Below are 16,392 nucleotides of genomic sequence, written 5' to 3'. Positions count from 1 at the left end.
CATCGATACTCATCAATTCGGTTCAACGGTACTCGGAGAATGCGCCGGCCACTGGCGCCGTCGACTCGCGCAGGACAATGCTTGGGGTGACGATCCGCTGGTCGGTCGCCAACCCAGGCGTGGCGATGCGGCGCAGCAACAGCTCCGCCGCTTGCTCGCCCAACTGCAGGATCGACTGGCCGACCGTGGTCAACGCCGGATACACATAACGGCTCATCTGGATATCGTCGAAGCCGATCACCGACAGTTCGCTCGGCACCCGGATATTGCGTTCCGCCGCCGCTCGCAGCACGCCAATACCCATCATGTCGTTGCCGGCAAAAATCGCGCTGGGCGGATTGCGCTCCAACAACTGGGCCGCCGCGTGATAACCGCCGGTGCTGGTGAAGTCGCTCTGCAGGATGCGCTCCGCTGGCACCTCCACACCGGCTTCGCGCAGCGCCCGCTGGAACCCCGCCAGACGCAGCTGCGCCACGCTGGTGTAGTCCGGACCGCCGATGCAGGCGATGTCACGATGGCCCAACTCGAGCAGATGACGGGTCGCCAGGTACGCGCCGTATTCGTGATCGATGCGCACCAGGTCCGCATCCACGCCTTCCAGCCCGCGGTCGACTATCACCATCGGCGTGCGTACCGCCGCCAGGCCCTTGGCCAGCCCGCCGTCGCCACCGGCCGAGGTCACGATCAGGCCGTCGATGCGTTTTTCCAGCAGCACCCGCAGGTAGCTGCGCTGTTTTTCCGGGTCGTCGTCGGAGTTGCAGAGAATCACGCAGTAGCCGTTGCGCTCGCAATAATCCTCGATCCCCCGGGCCAGCTCGGCGAAATACGGGTTGAGGCTGTTGGGCACCAACAGGCCGATGGTCGCCGTGGTCTTGGCCTTCAGCGAACGCGCCACGGCGCTGGGCACGTAGTCGAGCTGCTGGATCGCCGCCTCGACCTTGATCCGCACCTCCTCGCTGACCGGGCGCGTCTTGTTCAACACGTGGGAAACCGTGGTGTAGGAAATCCCCGCGAGGGCCGCCACATCTTTGATCGTTGCCATGACTCAGCTCCGCCGGCTTGCACGCTGGCTGCGATAAGTATCCAGCACCACCGCAATCACGATGACCGCGCCGGTGATGATGCGTTTGGTCGGCTCGGTCGCGCCGATCTGCGCCAGCCCCGCGGCCAGCACCGAGATAATCAATACCCCGAAAAAGGTGCTGATCACCGATCCGCGCCCGCCCATCAGGCTGGTGCCGCCGATCACCACGGCCGCGATCACTTGCAGCTCCAGGCCGGAACCGGCATTCGGGTCCGCCGCCTCCAGGCGGGAAATCTGGAACAGCGCGGCGATGCCCGCCAGCAACCCCATCAGGCTGAACACCAGGATCTTGTAGGGCTTGGGATTGATGCCCGCCAGGCGCACCGCTTCCTCGTTGGTGCCGATGCCGATCAGGTAACGGCCGAACACCGTGCGGGTCAGCACCGCCTGGGCGATGAAGATGATCAGCAAGGCGATGATGAACGACGGCGAGATGCCAAAGGCGATCGGGTTCGACAACCAGGCAAAGGCATCGCCGATATAGGCGGTGCGCGAGCCGGTCATCTGGTAAGCCACGCCGCGGGCCATTTCCAGCACGCCGAGGGAGACGATGAACGAGGGAATGCGCCAGGCCACGGTGATCGAGCCGGTGATGGTCCCGGCCAACGCCGCGCAGCCCATGCCCAGCAGTGCCGCCGGGATGACACTCCAGCCCCAGCCGAGAATCGCCACGCTGACGGTGGAAGCCGCCAGGGCCAGCACCGAGCCCACGGACAGGTCGATGCCGCCGATGATCAGGACAAAAGTCATGCCCACCGCCAGCACCATCAGGTCCGGGATCTGGTTGGCCAGGGTGCTGAAGGTGTCGTAGGAAAGAAAGTGGCTGCTCAGTGTCGAGAACAGCGCAATCATGGCCAGCAAGGCACCGGCCAGCCCCAGGTAGGTGCCCAGGCCGTAGTAGTTGCCGCCACGTTTGCCGGCCGAAGATGCAGTTGTCATGGAAGATCCCTAGGCGCTGCTTCGTGGAGCAACGCATCACGTTTTTGATAGCCGGCGAAAGCGGCTGCAAGCAGTTCATCCTGGGTCCAGCTGTCGCGCTCGAAGGTATCGATCAAGCGTCCGGCGGACAGCACGCCAATGCGATCGCAGATCAGCATCAGCTCCCGCAGGTCGCTGGAAACCACTACCAGCGCCTTGCCCTGGCGGGTCAGTTCGCCGAGCAGGCCATAGATGTCGAACTTGGCGCCGACATCGATGCCTCGGGTCGGCTCGTCGAACAGCAGCACCGCGCAGTCGCGCTCCAGCCAGCGGCCGATGACCACCTTCTGCTGATTGCCCCCGGACAGTTCGGACACCAGTTGCGCCGGCCCCGAACTGCGAATGCGCATGGCATCGATCTGCCGCTGCGCCAGCGCCGATTCGTCACGGCCATTGACCAGGCCGCCACTGGAGATTTCCGGCATGTTGCCCAGGGCGATATTGGCGCTGATGGACTGCGTCAGCAGCAGGCCTTCGCCCTTGCGGTCCTCGGTGATCAGGGCAATGCCGTGGGCCACCGCGTCGACTGGCGAACGGATATTCGCCACCTGTGCCGGAGAACCCAGGGCAACCGTGCCGCTGTCGGCCTTGTCGGCGCCGAAGATCAGTCGCAACAGTTCGGTGCGCCCTGCCCCGATCAACCCGGAAATACCGAAGATCTCGCCGCTGCGCACCTCGAAAGACACGTCCAGCACCTTGTCCGAACGACTCAGGCCACTGACCGTCAGGGCCGGCGCGCCGATCTTGCGCGGGCCGAGATCGATGTGTTCGCCCAGCTCGCGCCCCACCATCAGGTTGACCAGTTGCTCGCTGTTGTAATTGGCCATCGGCTCGACGCAGACCAGGCAACCGTCGCGCAGCACCGCAATGCGCTGGGCAACCCGGGCCAGCTCTTCCAGGCGATGGGAGATATAGATGATGGCTACGCCACGGGCCTGCAAACGAGTGATCTGCTCGAAGAGCAACTCGACTTCGCGAGCCGTGAGCATCGCGGTCGGCTCGTCGAGGATCAGCACATGGCAGTCGCCGATCAGGTTGCGCGCGATCTCCACCATCTGCTGGTGGCCAATCCCCAGTTCGCCGACCAGGGTATCGGGGTCGATCGCCTCCAGGCCGACCTGGGCCATGGCTTCGATCGCCGCCTTGCGCAACTGCTTGCGATTGATCCAGCCGCCGAGGCTGGGCAGGTTATCGAGGAACAGGTTCTCGGCCACCGACAGGGTCGGCAACAGGTTGAGCTCCTGCATGACCATGCGGATGCCCAGTTCTTCGGCCTGGGTACGACTGCCGGGGCGATAAGCCTGACCGTTGAAGCGCATCTCGCCGGTGGTCGGGGCCACCAGGCCACCGATGATTTTCGACAGGGTGCTTTTGCCTGCGCCATTTTCCCCGGTCAGCGCCAGCACTTCCCCGCGCATCAGCGTCAGGTCGATGCCGGTCAATACCGGTTGCGCATAGGTCTTGCCGATGCCGCTGACCGAAAGGACAGCGTTCACAGCGGAAACTGACATAAGAAACTCTCCATGCGCCCGCCTGCTCAGGCGGGCGCCGTTGCGCCGCCAGAACGATTACTGGGTGACCAGCTCAACCGGAGTTTCGATCACGCCATTGGCGCCGCCGTCCACCTTCTCGCCCTTGAGAATCTTCAGCGCCGTCTCGATACCGAAGACCGCCTGCTTGGCGGCGAACTGGTCGGCGGTCGCCAGCACGCGACCGTCCTTGAGCATCGGCTTGATGGCATTGATGTTGTCGTAGCCGACCACTTTGACCTTGCCGGTCTTGCCCGCCGCACGCACCGCCGAGACGGCACCGACGGCCATACTGTCGTTACCGGCCAGCAGTGCCTTGAGGTTCGGGTATTCGCTGAGCATGGCGGCGGCGACACGGTTGCCGGCGTCGATTTCCCAATCACCGGATTGCAGCGAGACCACCTTGATCTGCGCGGCCTCCATCGCATCCTTGAAACCTGCGGTGCGCTGCTGGGCGTTGGTGGTGGTCGATACGCCTTCGATGATGCCGACTTCGTCCCCGGCCTTCAGATCCTTGGCCAGGTACTCGCCCACCAGGCGCGCGCCCTTGCGGTTGTCGGGACCGACAAAAGGCACGCTGATGTTTTTGCTCTTGAGTACCGCCGGGTCCAACTGGTTGTCGATGTTGATCACGGTGATACCGGCGTCCACCGCCTTCTTGATCACCGGCACCATGGCCTTGGAGTCCGCCGGGGCGATCACCAGCGCGTTGACCTTGGAAACGATCATCTGCTCGACGATACGGATCTGGTTGGCGGTGTCGGTTTCATCCTTGATGCCGTTGGAAACCAGGTCGAAATCGGCGGCATGGTCTTTTTGATACGCCTTGGCGCCGTCTTCCATGGTGAGGAAGAATTCGTTGGCCAGGGATTTCATGACCAGGGCGACCTTGGGTTTTTCCGGGGTTTCGGCGAATGCCGAAGAGAGAGGAAGCGTAGCGGATGCGGCAGCCAGAACAGCGACAGCGAGAAGACGTCCAGCGAATGGCAGCTTCATGGGTTCACTCCGATCTTATGATTATTGTGAGCAACGCTTGCGCTGGAGTACGCTCGACGACCTTCAGACCCCGATGAACGCGGCTTGAAGCGAACCTGAGGCGCGTATGACTCTTATCGCCCAGGGCCTGCGCAAACGTTTGCGTAGAACGAACTATGCGAACCCTGCCGGGATTTGTCAACGGGAAGCCAAGCGCGCGGAATGCCAGGGCAGGCACCCCGCCTTGCGCCAATCGGAACATCGGGCAATCAAGCGGTGGTACTGACCAGCCCGCCCGACGCGGAATCCTTGTTCAGTTCCTTGACCAGCTTCCCCGCCACTTCCTGTACCGCACCGTTGGTGGCGGCGATCTGGCCTTGAATCGCCATCACTACAGTCGCCTTGGCCTCAGGGGTCGGGTAACTCGCCGCCTGGGCAGCAGCCAACTGCTCCTGTTGTTCCTGCAATTGTTCCTGCAGTTCTTTCATGCGCTTGAGCAGCATTTTCACCACCAGGCTTTGAGTGTCCCCTTCGGAGCCTTGGGTCTCGGCCTTCTCGGCCTCGGCACCGGACGCCACCCCCTGCTTGCCGTCTTCATCCAGCCCCAGGGCTTGCGCAGCGTTATCGGCGGCGCCCTGGCTCAGGGCATCGATAGTGGCCGGCGATTTGCCGTTGATGGTGATGGCCCCGGCAGCAGGAAAACCGACAGAAATAGACATGTGAGCTCCATAAAAAAACGATCCTTGAAGGGCATCGGCTGCAAGGACCAGCTCTTTAATTCAGGTTTTTCCTCCAACCAATCAGAACTGTCGGACAACCGAACGCGAATCTTTCAACTATTCGGAAAACCGGACAGCAAAACGCCCAGCACGCCCGGTAAATAAAAATAAATTGATATAAATCATTAAGTTAAAAGAGTTTTGCGGCCACAGTCCGGCTGGTACAGATCCTGCTCCTCCTTTTCGCCCGCGGCATTCAGATCTGTCTCGGGTGTATCTAGATGAACCTGCACCAGCACCGTCTCACTACTAGAGAGAAAATAATGAAATCTGCTTTCAACACCTTTGTTCCGGGCGCTTTGGCCCTCCTCCTGCTCCTTCCGACTGCATTGCAGGCCAAGGAAGTCGAAACCAAACAGAAGCTGGCCAACGTGGTCGTGCTCGCTACCGGCGGCACCATTGCCGGCGCCGGCGCCAGTGCCGCTAACAGCGCCACCTACCAGGCCGCCAAAGTCGGCATCGAGCAGTTGATCGCCGGGATCCCCGAGCTGAGCCAGGTCGCCAATGTGCGCGGCGAACAGGTCATGCAGATCGCCTCCGAGAGCATCAACAACGACAACCTGCTGCAACTGGGCCGCCGCGTCGCCGAACTGGCCGACAGCAAGGACGTCGATGGCATCGTCATCACCCACGGTACCGATACCCTGGAAGAAACCGCCTACTTCCTGAACCTGGTGGAAAAGACCGACAAACCTATCGTAGTGGTGGGCTCGATGCGTCCTGGCACCGCCATGTCCGCCGACGGCATGCTCAACCTGTACAACGCCGTCGCCGTGGCCGGTAGCAAGGAAGCCCATGGCAAGGGCGTGCTGGTCACCATGAACGACGAGATCCAGTCGGGTCGCGACGTCAGCAAAATGATCAATATCAAGACCGAAGCCTTCAAGAGCCCATGGGGCCCGCTGGGTATGGTGGTGGAAGGCAAATCCTACTGGTTCCGCCTGCCAGCCAAGCGCCATACCACGGCTTCGGAATTCGACATCAAGAACATCAAGAGCCTGCCTGGCGTAGAAATCGCCTACGGCTACGGCAACGTCGGCGACACCGCCTACAAGGCCCTGGCCCAATCCGGCGCCAAAGCCATCATCCATGCCGGTACCGGCAACGGTTCGGTGTCTTCCCGCGTGGTGCCAGCCCTGCAAGAGCTGCGCAAAGAGGGCGTGCAGATCATTCGTTCGTCCCACGTCAACGCCGGCGGCTTCGTACTGCGCAACGCGGAACAGCCTGACGACAAATACGACTGGGTCGTGGCCAATGACCTGAACCCGCAGAAAGCCCGCATCCTGGCCATGGTCGCTCTGACCAAGACCCAGGACAGCAAGGAACTGCAGCGGATGTTCTGGGAGTACTGATTGCCTCGCCCGACCTGCTCAGGTCGGGCACCGCTCTACCCCGCACTCGCCCGCCCGGGCGAGTGCTCCGCCCCAGCCGGCCGGCCCTCTTCTTTATCCCGCAGATAAAAAACTCAATCGTTTTGCAGTAATCCGCGGATATCGCTGTCAGAAGAACTTCTTGAATTTTAAGCGGTTGCGAAATTTCCTACAGTAAAATACTGTACGCGCATACAGCTTAATAAGGAATGTTCCGTGCCTGCCGCAGCAACTACCCCACCAAGCTCTTATGAACGCCTCGGTTTGCGCGTTCAGAAAATCATCAACTCGCCCAATGCGCAAAAAGCCAAAGCCGCCCTGATCTTCCGTCAGCCCGACGAAGCGGTCGACGAGTGGGAGCGCCTGCTCGAAGAAATCGCCGAAAACGACAACGTCACCCTCGCCTATCGCGATGACGGCGGTGTGCAGATTTTCTGGGTCGTGCCGAAGGAAGACTGAGTCGATGATTGCCCGCTGTTTTGCTGTACTGCTGCTTTGTGTTGCCCTGAATGCCCAAGCCGACGCGCCCCGCACCTTCAACGAAGCGAAGAAAATCGCCTGGAAGCTGTACGCCCCGCAATCCACCGAGTTCTACTGCGGCTGCAAGTACAGCGGCAATCGGGTCAACCTCGCTGCCTGCGGTTATGTACCACGCAAGAATGCCAATCGCGCCGCGCGCATCGAGTGGGAACACATAGTTCCTGCCTGGCAGATCGGCCATCAGCGCCAATGCTGGCAGCAAGGCGGGCGCAAGAACTGCACCCGCCACGACCCGATTTATCAACGCGCCGAAGCCGACCTGCACAACCTGGTGCCGAGCATCGGCGAGGTCAATGGCGACCGTAACAACTTCAGCTTCGGTTGGCTGCCGGCGCAGTCCGGCCAGTACGGCTCATGCCTGACCCAGGTCGACTTCAAGGCCAAGAAGGTCATGCCGCGCCCGTCCATTCGCGGCATGATCGCCCGGACTTACTTTTATATGAGCAAGCAGTACAACCTGCGCCTGTCGAAACAGGATCGCCAGTTGTACGAAGCCTGGAACAAGACCTATCCGGTCCAACCCTGGGAGCGCCAGCGCAATCAGAGCGTGGCCTGTGTGATGGGGCGCGGTAACGAGTTCGTCGGCCCGGTCGACCTGAAGGCCTGCGGCTGATATCCGTCCGGGTTACCGATAAGCGTCTGGGGCATGGACAGCCCCTTCAAGATGACTGAGCGCCGGCAAGGCCGGTCGCTCAACACCCCGGCGCCGGCCTGGCCCGGCACTCAGAAGAACGGCTTATTGCGCGACGCGGTGCTCGATCACCTGCGGCTCGATATTGCGCTTCTTGGCCTTGGTCAGCTTCTCGACCAACTCGGCTTTCTTGGCTTCGGCTGCGGCCTGGGAATCGAACGGACCGATCAGCACCCGATCCTTGCCGTCTTCGACGACGACATAGGAAATGATCCCGTGCTCGATCAGCCAGCCGGCCAGATCGCTCGTCGCCTGCGGCAGGGTGCCGGCGACCAGCACATCCCATTGCGGCGTCGCGGCGGTCTGCGGCGGTTGTGCCTGGACAACCGGCGCCACCTTCTTGTCGACCTCGACCTTCTTGCCCTCACCGCATCCTGCCAGTGCCAGAATCGCCATCATCATCGCTACTGTGCGCACAACCTACCCCTTGAAAGTCTGAGGCGGCGATTTTAGCACCCCAATCCCCTGCGCAAACGCCACAAAATCAGCGCAAAACAAGGAGAATGATATTTATCGCCTCTGTATAGTTGCACCTCGGGAATTAATACCGCGTCTGCGCGTCAGAAAGAGGCACCCACACAGTGGTACTTCGCAGTAATCTATACGCACTACTACCGACATCTGCACTGTCTGAATCAGGTGCCCTACAAAGCAATCAAGGAGAAGATCATGCTGATACTCACCCGCAAAGTCGGTGAAAGCATAAATATCGGTGACGACATCACGATCACCATTCTGGGCGTTAGCGGCCAGCAAGTCCGGATTGGCATCAATGCCCCGAAAGACGTTGCAGTCCATCGCGAAGAAATCTACCAACGGATCCAAGCCGGCCTCACCGCCCCGGACAAACGCGAAACACCTTGAGCGTCATGAGCGGCCAGCCCTTTGTCTTACCGCAATGGCTGGCGCAGCGTCGTCGTTGATTGATTCCCCCCGCAGTACACTCCCTCTTCAAATGGCAGCGGCGCAGTCAAGGCCGCCACCGCCAGCCCTGACAAATGCATTACCCAAGCCCGCCACCGATAGCGCTCCATCCCGGCAATCTGTCGATACGACTCGCCGGGAGAAGGCCTTCCCTCGTTTTTGTATAAATACTCAGTAGCGTGGCAACGAGCAGGAGGAGTAATTTCAGGACCTACCGCCTCCGCGAGCCTGCCGAGGCTCCCCCTTGCCACCGGCAGACGCTTTATGAACAAGGAGCGGTCAATGCAAGAGTTCGCTTACCTTCTGATCACCAACGACCTGAATGCGATGCGGACCATTGCCGCCTGCTCGACGGAGGGGCTCTATGAAGTCAAACGCGGAATATTCACCTTCCGCTCCCAGGCCAACGTCGACTACCTGCACCGCGCGCTGGCCATCGTCAGTGACGAGTTCGGCATCATTCCCGTGCAGCAGGCAGAGTTCAAAACCAATCGGGCAACCATCAGCAAGGCTTTCAGCCAACTCTGCTAGAGCGCGCTGCGCTCGATGACGCGCAACAGCCATCATCGAGCCCGAGCCCACTCGACTCGTTGCTCCTTCCTCGCCTCATGACTGGCTGAACATGACCCCACGCGCCATGCCGCTGGCCGCTACCACCATCAGCACAATCAGCAGCGCCTGTAGATGGCTGATGCGCGCAAACAGTGTGGCGCGGCCGGTATCGATCGAGGCGCCGCGCCCCAGGGCGATTCGCCATTTGATCAACGCCACCATCGGCAATATTTCGAGCAACAGGATGATGACGAACAAGGTCATCTTGATGTGAAACAGCGGCTGGTGCAGGTAGTAATCCGTGCCTTTTTCGTAGCCCGCGAAGGCGCGCAGCAAGCCGGTGATCAACAACACCGCGGCAGCCAGCCCCCAGCCGTTATCGGCCAGCAGAGCCCGGCGCACGTCCGCCCCCTCGGTGACCATGCGGCGCAACGCTGTACCGCGATTGAGCACCGCCGCAAACGCAACAGCAAAGGCCAGCAAGTGTACGGCGGCGAGAAACCAGTGCATGAGCATCGCTCCACTCTCCATTGACGGATGACAAAAAACGGCCTGTGAGTATTAGCCCATAACCCGCAGCTTTGCCTTGCCCGGCACACAACAAAAAAGGCGCCCGTCATCAGGGCGCCTTTGTGCTGCTTCTACCCGCCTTCACGCACGCCGCTGAACCGCCACCCTGGCCCAAAGGGTAAAGGCGACATCCGGAGTCCAGCCGGCATTCGAGGTGTGTTCCTGGAAGCACAGATACAGAATGCCCTGATAGGTCACGCCATCATCCTTACGGTAGTGATGATTCAACTGCCATTCCGGGTATTGCGGGTCAGGTACCCCGCCGGCGGTCTTGATATTCAGGTTGGTGCTCGGCAGCGACTGATTACCCTGGGCATCCGTGGCGCTGACAAAATAGCTGTACAGCGTATCGGTTTTCAGCCCCTCGTCCTTCAAGGTCAGCGAGGCCGTCTGGGCCACCGGCTTGCCATCGCGGAACAGGGTGTAGAACTCGATCGGACGAACGCCGTGGGCAGCACTCCAGCTCAAGGTCACGCTGTTTTCCGTCTGCGCTGGAGAAAACAGGTTGCCCGGCGCCGAAGGTCGCTCCTCGCCACCGCCGCCATGGATCAGCGGCGCATAACGATCACGGAACTCCCAGTTGTAACGGACGCCGTACTTGTTGAGGCCGTCATCCCAGTTGACCGACCAGGTCATCAGCCCCTTGATCGGCAATCCGGCACGATCCAGACGCTTGAAGGCATTGCTCACCGCCGCGGGGTCAATGACATACCCGGTCGCCGCCGCGTCGACGTTGGCCGGCAGACCGATCACGAACTTGTCAGCAGGGATGGCGATATAGCCACGAGTACCGGTGACCAGGCTCTCGGTCAGATAAAACAGAAAGTCTTCCTTCAGCGCGTCGTTGTTCTGGGCAATCCAGGCACCCTGCCCGCCGTTGGCTTCCTGGACCCACAAACCATCACCGCCCTGGTTGTAGTACTGCGGCGCGATGAAGTCGTAGTAGCCATCCAGCGCCTGGATGTAACCGACATACTTGCCGCCGGTGACGAGGTAGGGAAACTCCGGCGCCATGCTGATGATGAAATGCTTGCCCTCGCCCGCGTAGTGGTCCTTCACCAGCTTGAGCGCCGCCGGCAGCACAGTCTTGTTGTCGGCAAAATCGATGGCGCTCTGCTCGAGGTCGATGTCCAGCCCGTCGAAACCATAGGTTTCCACCAGACGGATGATTTCGTTGGCCAGCGCTTGCTCGTTGCCCTTGTGCAACTCGATATGAGCGTCCGCGCCACCAAGGGAAATCAGCACCGCCCGCCCCTGGCTGTTGAGCACGCCAACCTGGCGCCGGAACTCCTCGTCCGACAGGTTGTAGGGCTTGAAGGTGGGAATGCCGTTGCCCTTCATGAAGGCCACCGCCACCACGTTGTATTCCTTGGGTACATCCACCAGGTCGAGATTGGCGAACTGCCCCTGTTGGTAGCCGTCACTGGGACCTGCCGGCCAGTTGTGCCAGAAGCCCATGAGAATCTTCTTGCCAGCGATCGACGGCATCAAGGATGCCGAATCATTAGCCTGGGTCTTTACCGATGCAAAGTTGATCTTGTTCACGTTCTAATCCTTCAGAACCACTTAAAGAGAATGACAACATCTGCCGTTATTTGAAGTCGACGTCGAACGCCTGATAGAACGCATTGCCGGTGTTGGCAACAATCCACGCCAGAACAATTACGTGATGGCCTCTCTTGTTCTTGGGCAGGGTCACTTGATGTTCGACCTTGGCTTTCATTTCATCGCCGTGCTGGTCATACGGAACTTGTGTGTAGAAGTCCTTGAAGAAAGCCTGTGGCTCCAGTTGCGCACGGCTGATACGCTGTTGCGGGTCCCAGCCATCCTTGGTGATGAACCAGCTGTAACCACGGGTCACATGAGGAGCGGTGTACTCCCACTTGACCCGGAACACCTGCCCCGGATCGACGTTGAGCAATGGCCAGGAGAATGAACGTCCAAGCTTCTTCGACATTTCCTCATTGGTGAAATTGAGGCAATCACGCTCATCGGTCTTGCCGCCGCTGAGGATATGCCCATCAGCCGGTGGCACAACGCTGGCTACGTCGCTTTCGTAAGGTTTCTGGAAAGGTCCGCCCGCCAGGTCCGGGAAGTTTTTGCCACCTTCCATCTCGTTGACCTGCCAGGTGCCGAGCAGTCCCAGTTCGACGGCGACAGCACCACGACTGGATGGGGATACGACGCGACCGTGTTTCAGTTGAACTAATGGTTTATTCATGTTTTTTCACTCCTTTGATTAAATAAAAATCCCTTCTTTAGGAGAACTTTTAAACTAGTCCAAATCAGTGCTTTGTCTACTGACTCCCGCATACAGAATGCCGAGCCAATTGTCGCACCCCAACAAAGCCGGGACATCAAGAAAACAATTACAGCGCAAACCTACAGAGAGAAAGGCAAATAACTTACACAAGCAAATAAAAGAACGAATTTAATTAGCCTTGTGCTAACTAACCGCTCAGAACAACCAGCGGGCATCCCCAAGAAAACATAAACCCGGCAAAAGCCGGGTTCATGATCGGTTTACTGGATAATGTCCAGGAAAGGAACTACAGGCAAGTTGCCAACGCTGCCAGTCTACGCTTGGCAACCCAGTCGTCCTGGGTCGCGTAATAATTGACGGTGGTACCCGAAGCCTGCCCCCGAATATCGGCAAAAGACTCCGCCGAACGGGTATAGACCGTGTATCCACCCACCTTGGCAGATTCCAGATAGGCCGCCGCATCCACACCGAACACAGCTTCGTCCTGCCAGGCAAACTGCACGCACTGCGCCACGACCTGTTCCGCCTTGGCCGACGAGAGCACCTTGTAGGGGCTCTTCGAACGCGCCTCATTCATCGCCGAGCCGGCACACCCTGCCAGCAACGCCGCGACCATTACCGCCATCAACACCCGCATCATGCTACCTCGCCGTGAAAACGCGACTGTACCACTCACACGGCAAGCGATTGGCACTCGGCTGCGAGAAAACCGCTCGCCGCCCCTTTCCCCACTGGCCGGAAAAACAAAAGCCCGCGCAAGGCGGGCTTCTTCATGAATCGACAACAGCTCGGTTACAGGCGGCGTAAAAACGAACTCACGATACTCTTGGTGGCGGCTGTTGCATCCAGCTCGCTGGCAGCCCCATAGGCATGCCAAGCGATGGCCGCAATTTCATTCAAGGGACGGGCATCCCCGACATTGGCCACGGCAACCTCGAACACGTGATGCCGCACATTGCCGGCTTCGAGCTCCAGGATGTAAAGAGGCTCACTGGCATCCAACCCTGTCTCTTCCCGCAACTCACGTATCGCGGCAGCTGCGAGAGACTCCCCAGGCTCGACCTTGCCACCCGGTAAAGACCATTTGGAGCGATCCTTGCGGACAAAAAGAATGTGCCCTCCGTGTACACAAATAACCGTCGCTCTGCTCTTCATACCTGCACCCTACCCGACCACACCCTGCTCGCATCGCACAGGGAACGTACATACAGACCGCAGCCGACTTAAAAATGTCACAAAAATGTCATGAAATGCATAGACATCAAGGGTGCCAAAAAGACAACGGCATAGCCTGGAGGGAGGAAGCATGTCGATGACTCGAAGAACGGCAAAGCCTATCCACGCGAACAGAGGCATTTACCTCAAGTAAAAACTGCACGCATCTCTATAGGTATCAGTGCACTCCAGGACCGTCGATGAGGAAAAGTCCCGAGACTCTTTCCATGATAACGAATTTCCAATCCACATGACCTGTTTGTAATTACCGCCGAGATCAAGGTGCATATTCAAATACCTACCACCAGAGGTCACATAGATACAGTTATTTATAAAACCAACTTTATCGACACCTTGGTGAGTCAATACAAAATAGCTTTTCTCAAAGTTGGTAACAGCTTCCATGGCGCCATCAACCAACACACCTACCCACTCAGCGCCCTCACTTTTAGCTGGCGCGCTAAAAACCCCCATCTCGCCCTTGATATCTCGTGGCGAAGGGCATGATTCCTGGTCACCCGACCAGTCAGGGATATTGAAGTAATTACTACCAGGCGCGGCATGTACGAATGTAAATAACGGCAAACACAGTAACACCCAACCCAACAATCTAAACACGCTCCATTCCCTCGTGAATATCAGAAGGAAGGTTCTATCAGTCAGAATAATTTTAGGATGTAGGACAATTCTTAAAGTATTAGATTTTTCTCTTAAGAGCAGCGGTCTCTACGCCGACGCACTTACCTTGGTAGTCAGCAGTAACAGGGATGCTGCGCATGCGTATGACCACATTCCCGCCGGTGAGCACCCTACTTTTCATGAGATTTGCGCCTTGGGCGCATGGCTGTACGAACAGCAGAAATTCCCACAGGGATATATCCAGGCCCTGATGGGGCATGCCGACGAGAAAATGACGAAACACTATCAGGAGGGGCACACCGAAAAAGAGATCGCGTGCCTGAAGGTGGGCGCCGATTCGGCCTTTTGAATGGGGGGCTTTGCAAAGGTTTTGAAAACCGCAGGCAACAAAAAAGGGCCCACCTTTCGGTGGGCCCTTCCAGACCGCCCAGCAGAGCGGATTTTGTTTGGTAGGCGCGATTGGACTCGAACCAACGACCCCCACCATGTCAAGGTGGTGCTCTAACCAACTGAGCTACGTGCCTGCTGTGAGGCGGCATTCTACGGAATTCCGGAGGGGTGTCAACACCTTTTTTGCAGCTAACCCTCTGAATATGCGAATTTTTATTTTTCGGGCTCAGCAAGAAGATTTTTCGATGGCTGGTAGGCGTTTTTCAACTCAGGTAGGATCGACGCAATCGTCAAGAATATTAAACAGAGGTTGCAGGATGGCGAACACTCCTTACCCACAGTCGTATTACGCGGCGTCAGCCAACGCTGCTCCAGCCCGCCCGTCACTGCAAGATGATATGGAAACCGATATCTGCGTGATCGGTGCTGGTTACACCGGCCTGTCCAGCGCCCTGTTCCTGCTTGAGAACGGCTTTAAAGTCACCGTCCTGGAAGCGGCCAAGGTTGGCTTCGGCGCTTCCGGGCGTAACGGTGGGCAGATCGTCAACAGCTATAGCCGCGATATTGATGTGATTGAGCGCAGTGTCGGCCCCAAGCAGGCTCAGCTGCTTGGCCAGATGGCCTTCGAAGGCGGCAGGATCATTCGTGAGCAGGTCGCCAAGTATCAAATCCAGTGCGACTTGAAGGACGGCGGAGTGTTCGCCGCCATCACCAGCAAGCAGATGAGCCATCTGGAGTCACAGAAGCGCCTGTGGGAGCGCTACGGCCACACCCAGCTGGAATTGCTGGATCAGCGTCGCATTCGCGAAGTCGTCGCCTGTGACCTGTATCAGGGCGGCATGCTCGACATGAGCGGCGGGCACATCCATCCACTCAACCTGGCGCTGGGCGAAGCGGCAGCCGTGGAGTCACTGGGCGGCGTCATCTACGAGCAATCCCCTGCGGTGCGCATCGAGCGCGGCGCCAATCCGGTGATACACACCCCACAAGGCAAAGTCAGGGCCAAGTTCGTCATAGTCGCGGGCAACGCCTACCTGGGCAACCTGGTACCGGAACTGGCTGCCAAATCGATGCCGTGCGGCACTCAGGTCATCACTACCGAACCCTTGAGCGATGAACTGGCAAAAAGCCTGCTCCCCCAGGACTATTGCGTCGAGGACTGTAACTACCTGCTGGACTACTACCGCCTTTCCGCCGACAAGCGCCTTATCTTTGGCGGCGGCGTGGTGTATGGCGCTCGCGACCCGGCGAATATCGAAGCAATCATCCGACCGAAGATGCTCAAGGCCTTCCCGCAACTCAAGGATGTGAAGATCGACTATGCCTGGACCGGCAACTTCCTGCTGACCCTGTCGCGCCTGCCGCAAGTCGGACGCCTGGGCGACAACCTCTACTACTCCCAGGGCTGCAGCGGCCATGGCGTCACCTACACCCATCTGGCGGGCAAGGTACTGGCAGAGGCCCTGCGCGGCCAGGCAGAGCGTTTTGACGCCTTTGCCGAGCTGCCGCACTACCCCTTCCCTGGCGGCCAGCTGTTGCGCACCCCATTCACCGCGATGGGCGCCTGGTATTACAGCCTGCGAGACAAGCTGGGATTCTGATAACCCCTACCCCTCTCCAAATAAAAAACCGCCCATAAGGCGGTTTTTTTGAGGGCTTTGCAGAGGGGAAATGTCGACTGCCTGAGCGGCATCGAAGAAAGCCGGATTCCGAAAACAAAAAACCCCGGTCTTTCGACCAGGGTCTTTGCTATCGATCCGAAGAGCCTGTGGCTTCTTCGTCACCTGAGGGCGTTCAGTATTCCCTCAAGTAGATATGGCGCAGCGGACGGGACTCGAACCCGCGACCCCCGGCGTGACAGGCCGGTATTCTAACCGACTGAACTACCGCTGC

The 16,392-nt window shown here is 58.9% G+C and carries 19 protein-coding genes and 2 tRNA genes; 7 read left to right on the top strand and 14 right to left on the bottom strand.

Features of this window, described 5'->3' with window-relative positions; genetic code table 11:
* Positions 1-22 precede the first annotated feature (22 nt).
* From ACTJKT_RS20905 to ACTJKT_RS20885, 5 genes are all read right to left on the bottom strand, one after another.
* The gene (locus tag ACTJKT_RS20905; protein ID WP_106696948.1) at positions 23-1,042 is read right to left on the bottom strand and encodes a LacI family DNA-binding transcriptional regulator; all 1,020 of its coding nucleotides are present in this window, start codon (positions 1,040-1,042) and stop codon (positions 23-25) included.
* 3 nt (positions 1,043-1,045) lie between these two features.
* Entirely contained in the window at positions 1,046-2,023 is a 978-nt protein-coding gene (locus ACTJKT_RS20900) for an ABC transporter permease (protein WP_025804151.1), read from the bottom strand.
* The gene (locus tag ACTJKT_RS20895; protein ID WP_106696947.1) at positions 2,020-3,573 is read right to left on the bottom strand and encodes a sugar ABC transporter ATP-binding protein; all 1,554 of its coding nucleotides are present in this window, start codon (positions 3,571-3,573) and stop codon (positions 2,020-2,022) included. The genes ACTJKT_RS20900 and ACTJKT_RS20895 overlap by 4 nt, the downstream gene beginning before the upstream one ends.
* A gap of 57 nt (positions 3,574-3,630) precedes the next feature.
* On the bottom strand, positions 3,631-4,587 hold the full coding sequence (locus ACTJKT_RS20890) for a sugar ABC transporter substrate-binding protein (RefSeq protein ID WP_025804153.1): 957 nt from the start codon (positions 4,585-4,587) through the stop codon (positions 3,631-3,633).
* Between the two features lie 248 nt (positions 4,588-4,835).
* Positions 4,836-5,285, bottom strand: a complete 450-nt coding sequence (locus tag ACTJKT_RS20885) for a hypothetical protein (protein ID WP_210689909.1) — start codon at positions 5,283-5,285, stop codon at positions 4,836-4,838.
* A 323-nt stretch (positions 5,286-5,608) separates the two neighbouring features.
* Between ACTJKT_RS20885 and ACTJKT_RS20880 the strand changes: the two genes are divergently transcribed.
* From ACTJKT_RS20880 to ACTJKT_RS20870, 3 genes are all read left to right on the top strand, one after another.
* On the top strand, positions 5,609-6,697 hold the full coding sequence (locus ACTJKT_RS20880; protein ID WP_053278210.1) for an asparaginase: 1,089 nt from the start codon (positions 5,609-5,611) through the stop codon (positions 6,695-6,697).
* 234 nt (positions 6,698-6,931) lie between these two features.
* Entirely contained in the window at positions 6,932-7,174 is a 243-nt protein-coding gene (locus ACTJKT_RS20875) for a DUF1654 domain-containing protein (RefSeq protein WP_023968633.1), read from the top strand.
* A 4-nt stretch (positions 7,175-7,178) separates the two neighbouring features.
* A complete protein-coding gene (locus tag ACTJKT_RS20870; protein ID WP_440788397.1) occupies positions 7,179-7,868 on the top strand; it encodes an endonuclease in 690 nt (229 codons plus the stop codon).
* A gap of 123 nt (positions 7,869-7,991) precedes the next feature.
* Here the strand turns inward: ACTJKT_RS20870 and ACTJKT_RS20865 are convergent, their stop codons facing one another.
* Positions 7,992-8,348: an SPOR domain-containing protein gene (locus ACTJKT_RS20865; protein WP_440788396.1), complete on the bottom strand. Its 357-nt coding sequence runs from the start codon at positions 8,346-8,348 to the stop codon at positions 7,992-7,994.
* A gap of 267 nt (positions 8,349-8,615) precedes the next feature.
* Here ACTJKT_RS20865 and csrA point away from each other — a divergent pair, with 267 nt between their 5' ends.
* Complete coding sequence (csrA, locus tag ACTJKT_RS20860) at positions 8,616-8,810, top strand: carbon storage regulator CsrA (protein ID WP_007920550.1); 195 nt, start codon at positions 8,616-8,618, stop codon at positions 8,808-8,810.
* 342 nt (positions 8,811-9,152) lie between these two features.
* Positions 9,153-9,401 (top strand): hypothetical protein, encoded by a 249-nt coding sequence (locus tag ACTJKT_RS20855; RefSeq protein ID WP_009048117.1) that lies wholly within the window; start codon positions 9,153-9,155, stop codon positions 9,399-9,401.
* A 75-nt stretch (positions 9,402-9,476) separates the two neighbouring features.
* On the opposite strand, the gene ACTJKT_RS20850 is transcribed toward ACTJKT_RS20855, so the two are convergent.
* From ACTJKT_RS20850 to ACTJKT_RS20825, 6 genes are all read right to left on the bottom strand, one after another.
* Complete coding sequence (locus ACTJKT_RS20850; protein ID WP_440788395.1) at positions 9,477-9,938, bottom strand: DUF2214 family protein; 462 nt, start codon at positions 9,936-9,938, stop codon at positions 9,477-9,479.
* A 135-nt stretch (positions 9,939-10,073) separates the two neighbouring features.
* Positions 10,074-11,480: a carbohydrate-binding protein gene (locus tag ACTJKT_RS20845; protein WP_440788510.1), complete on the bottom strand. Its 1,407-nt coding sequence runs from the start codon at positions 11,478-11,480 to the stop codon at positions 10,074-10,076.
* 103 nt (positions 11,481-11,583) lie between these two features.
* Positions 11,584-12,213, bottom strand: coding sequence for a lytic polysaccharide monooxygenase auxiliary activity family 9 protein (locus tag ACTJKT_RS20840; RefSeq protein WP_440788394.1), 630 nt, complete (start codon positions 12,211-12,213; stop codon positions 11,584-11,586).
* A gap of 328 nt (positions 12,214-12,541) precedes the next feature.
* On the bottom strand, positions 12,542-12,892 hold the full coding sequence (locus tag ACTJKT_RS20835; RefSeq protein ID WP_440788509.1) for a hypothetical protein: 351 nt from the start codon (positions 12,890-12,892) through the stop codon (positions 12,542-12,544).
* A 155-nt stretch (positions 12,893-13,047) separates the two neighbouring features.
* The gene (locus ACTJKT_RS20830; RefSeq protein WP_440788393.1) at positions 13,048-13,410 is read right to left on the bottom strand and encodes an NUDIX hydrolase; all 363 of its coding nucleotides are present in this window, start codon (positions 13,408-13,410) and stop codon (positions 13,048-13,050) included.
* A 201-nt stretch (positions 13,411-13,611) separates the two neighbouring features.
* Positions 13,612-14,088, bottom strand: a complete 477-nt coding sequence (locus ACTJKT_RS20825; protein ID WP_440788392.1) for a DUF3757 domain-containing protein — start codon at positions 14,086-14,088, stop codon at positions 13,612-13,614.
* A gap of 214 nt (positions 14,089-14,302) precedes the next feature.
* Between ACTJKT_RS20825 and ACTJKT_RS20820 the strand changes: the two genes are divergently transcribed.
* A complete protein-coding gene (locus tag ACTJKT_RS20820) occupies positions 14,303-14,458 on the top strand; it encodes a hypothetical protein (RefSeq protein ID WP_440788391.1) in 156 nt (51 codons plus the stop codon).
* A 98-nt stretch (positions 14,459-14,556) separates the two neighbouring features.
* Here the strand turns inward: ACTJKT_RS20820 and ACTJKT_RS20815 are convergent.
* Positions 14,557-14,633 (bottom strand) — tRNA-Val (locus ACTJKT_RS20815).
* Positions 14,634-14,816: 183 nt separating this feature from the next.
* Between ACTJKT_RS20815 and ACTJKT_RS20810 the strand changes: the two genes are divergently transcribed.
* The gene (locus tag ACTJKT_RS20810; RefSeq protein ID WP_440788390.1) at positions 14,817-16,100 is read left to right on the top strand and encodes an NAD(P)/FAD-dependent oxidoreductase; all 1,284 of its coding nucleotides are present in this window, start codon (positions 14,817-14,819) and stop codon (positions 16,098-16,100) included.
* Between the two features lie 215 nt (positions 16,101-16,315).
* On the opposite strand, the gene ACTJKT_RS20805 is transcribed toward ACTJKT_RS20810, so the two are convergent.
* Positions 16,316-16,392: transfer RNA gene (locus ACTJKT_RS20805), tRNA-Asp, on the bottom strand.

Origin of the sequence: Pseudomonas sp. 22526 (genome assembly GCF_052044735.1) — a bacterium.
In the GTDB taxonomy this organism is placed as follows: domain Bacteria; phylum Pseudomonadota; class Gammaproteobacteria; order Pseudomonadales; family Pseudomonadaceae; genus Aquipseudomonas; species Aquipseudomonas piscium.
The sequence above is the reverse complement of the archived record's forward strand: the minus strand, read 5'-3'. Positions and strand labels throughout refer to the sequence as shown.

Excerpts from the sequence above, each read along its gene's own strand:
- ACTJKT_RS20835 (WP_440788509.1), bottom strand. The coding sequence starts at position 12,892 with ATGCGGGTGTTGATGGCGGTAATGGTCGCGGCGTTGCTGGCAGGGTGT.
- ACTJKT_RS20810 (WP_440788390.1), top strand. The coding sequence starts at position 14,817 with ATGGCGAACACTCCTTACCCACAGTCGTATTACGCGGCGTCAGCCAAC.
- ACTJKT_RS20900 (WP_025804151.1), bottom strand. The coding sequence starts at position 2,023 with ATGACAACTGCATCTTCGGCCGGCAAACGTGGCGGCAACTACTACGGC.
- ACTJKT_RS20850 (WP_440788395.1), bottom strand. The coding sequence starts at position 9,938 with ATGCTCATGCACTGGTTTCTCGCCGCCGTACACTTGCTGGCCTTTGCT.
- ACTJKT_RS20870 (WP_440788397.1), top strand. The coding sequence starts at position 7,179 with ATGATTGCCCGCTGTTTTGCTGTACTGCTGCTTTGTGTTGCCCTGAAT.
- ACTJKT_RS20840 (WP_440788394.1), bottom strand. The coding sequence starts at position 12,213 with ATGAATAAACCATTAGTTCAACTGAAACACGGTCGCGTCGTATCCCCA.
- ACTJKT_RS20865 (WP_440788396.1), bottom strand. The coding sequence starts at position 8,348 with ATGATGATGGCGATTCTGGCACTGGCAGGATGCGGTGAGGGCAAGAAG.
- ACTJKT_RS20890 (WP_025804153.1), bottom strand. The coding sequence starts at position 4,587 with ATGAAGCTGCCATTCGCTGGACGTCTTCTCGCTGTCGCTGTTCTGGCT.
- ACTJKT_RS20895 (WP_106696947.1), bottom strand. The coding sequence starts at position 3,573 with ATGTCAGTTTCCGCTGTGAACGCTGTCCTTTCGGTCAGCGGCATCGGC.
- ACTJKT_RS20845 (WP_440788510.1), bottom strand. The coding sequence starts at position 11,480 with ATGCCGTCGATCGCTGGCAAGAAGATTCTCATGGGCTTCTGGCACAAC.
- ACTJKT_RS20905 (WP_106696948.1), bottom strand. The coding sequence starts at position 1,042 with ATGGCAACGATCAAAGATGTGGCGGCCCTCGCGGGGATTTCCTACACC.
- ACTJKT_RS20885 (WP_210689909.1), bottom strand. The coding sequence starts at position 5,285 with ATGTCTATTTCTGTCGGTTTTCCTGCTGCCGGGGCCATCACCATCAAC.
- ACTJKT_RS20855 (WP_009048117.1), top strand. The coding sequence starts at position 9,153 with ATGCAAGAGTTCGCTTACCTTCTGATCACCAACGACCTGAATGCGATG.
- csrA (WP_007920550.1), top strand. The coding sequence starts at position 8,616 with ATGCTGATACTCACCCGCAAAGTCGGTGAAAGCATAAATATCGGTGAC.
- ACTJKT_RS20880 (WP_053278210.1), top strand. The coding sequence starts at position 5,609 with ATGAAATCTGCTTTCAACACCTTTGTTCCGGGCGCTTTGGCCCTCCTC.
- ACTJKT_RS20830 (WP_440788393.1), bottom strand. The coding sequence starts at position 13,410 with ATGAAGAGCAGAGCGACGGTTATTTGTGTACACGGAGGGCACATTCTT.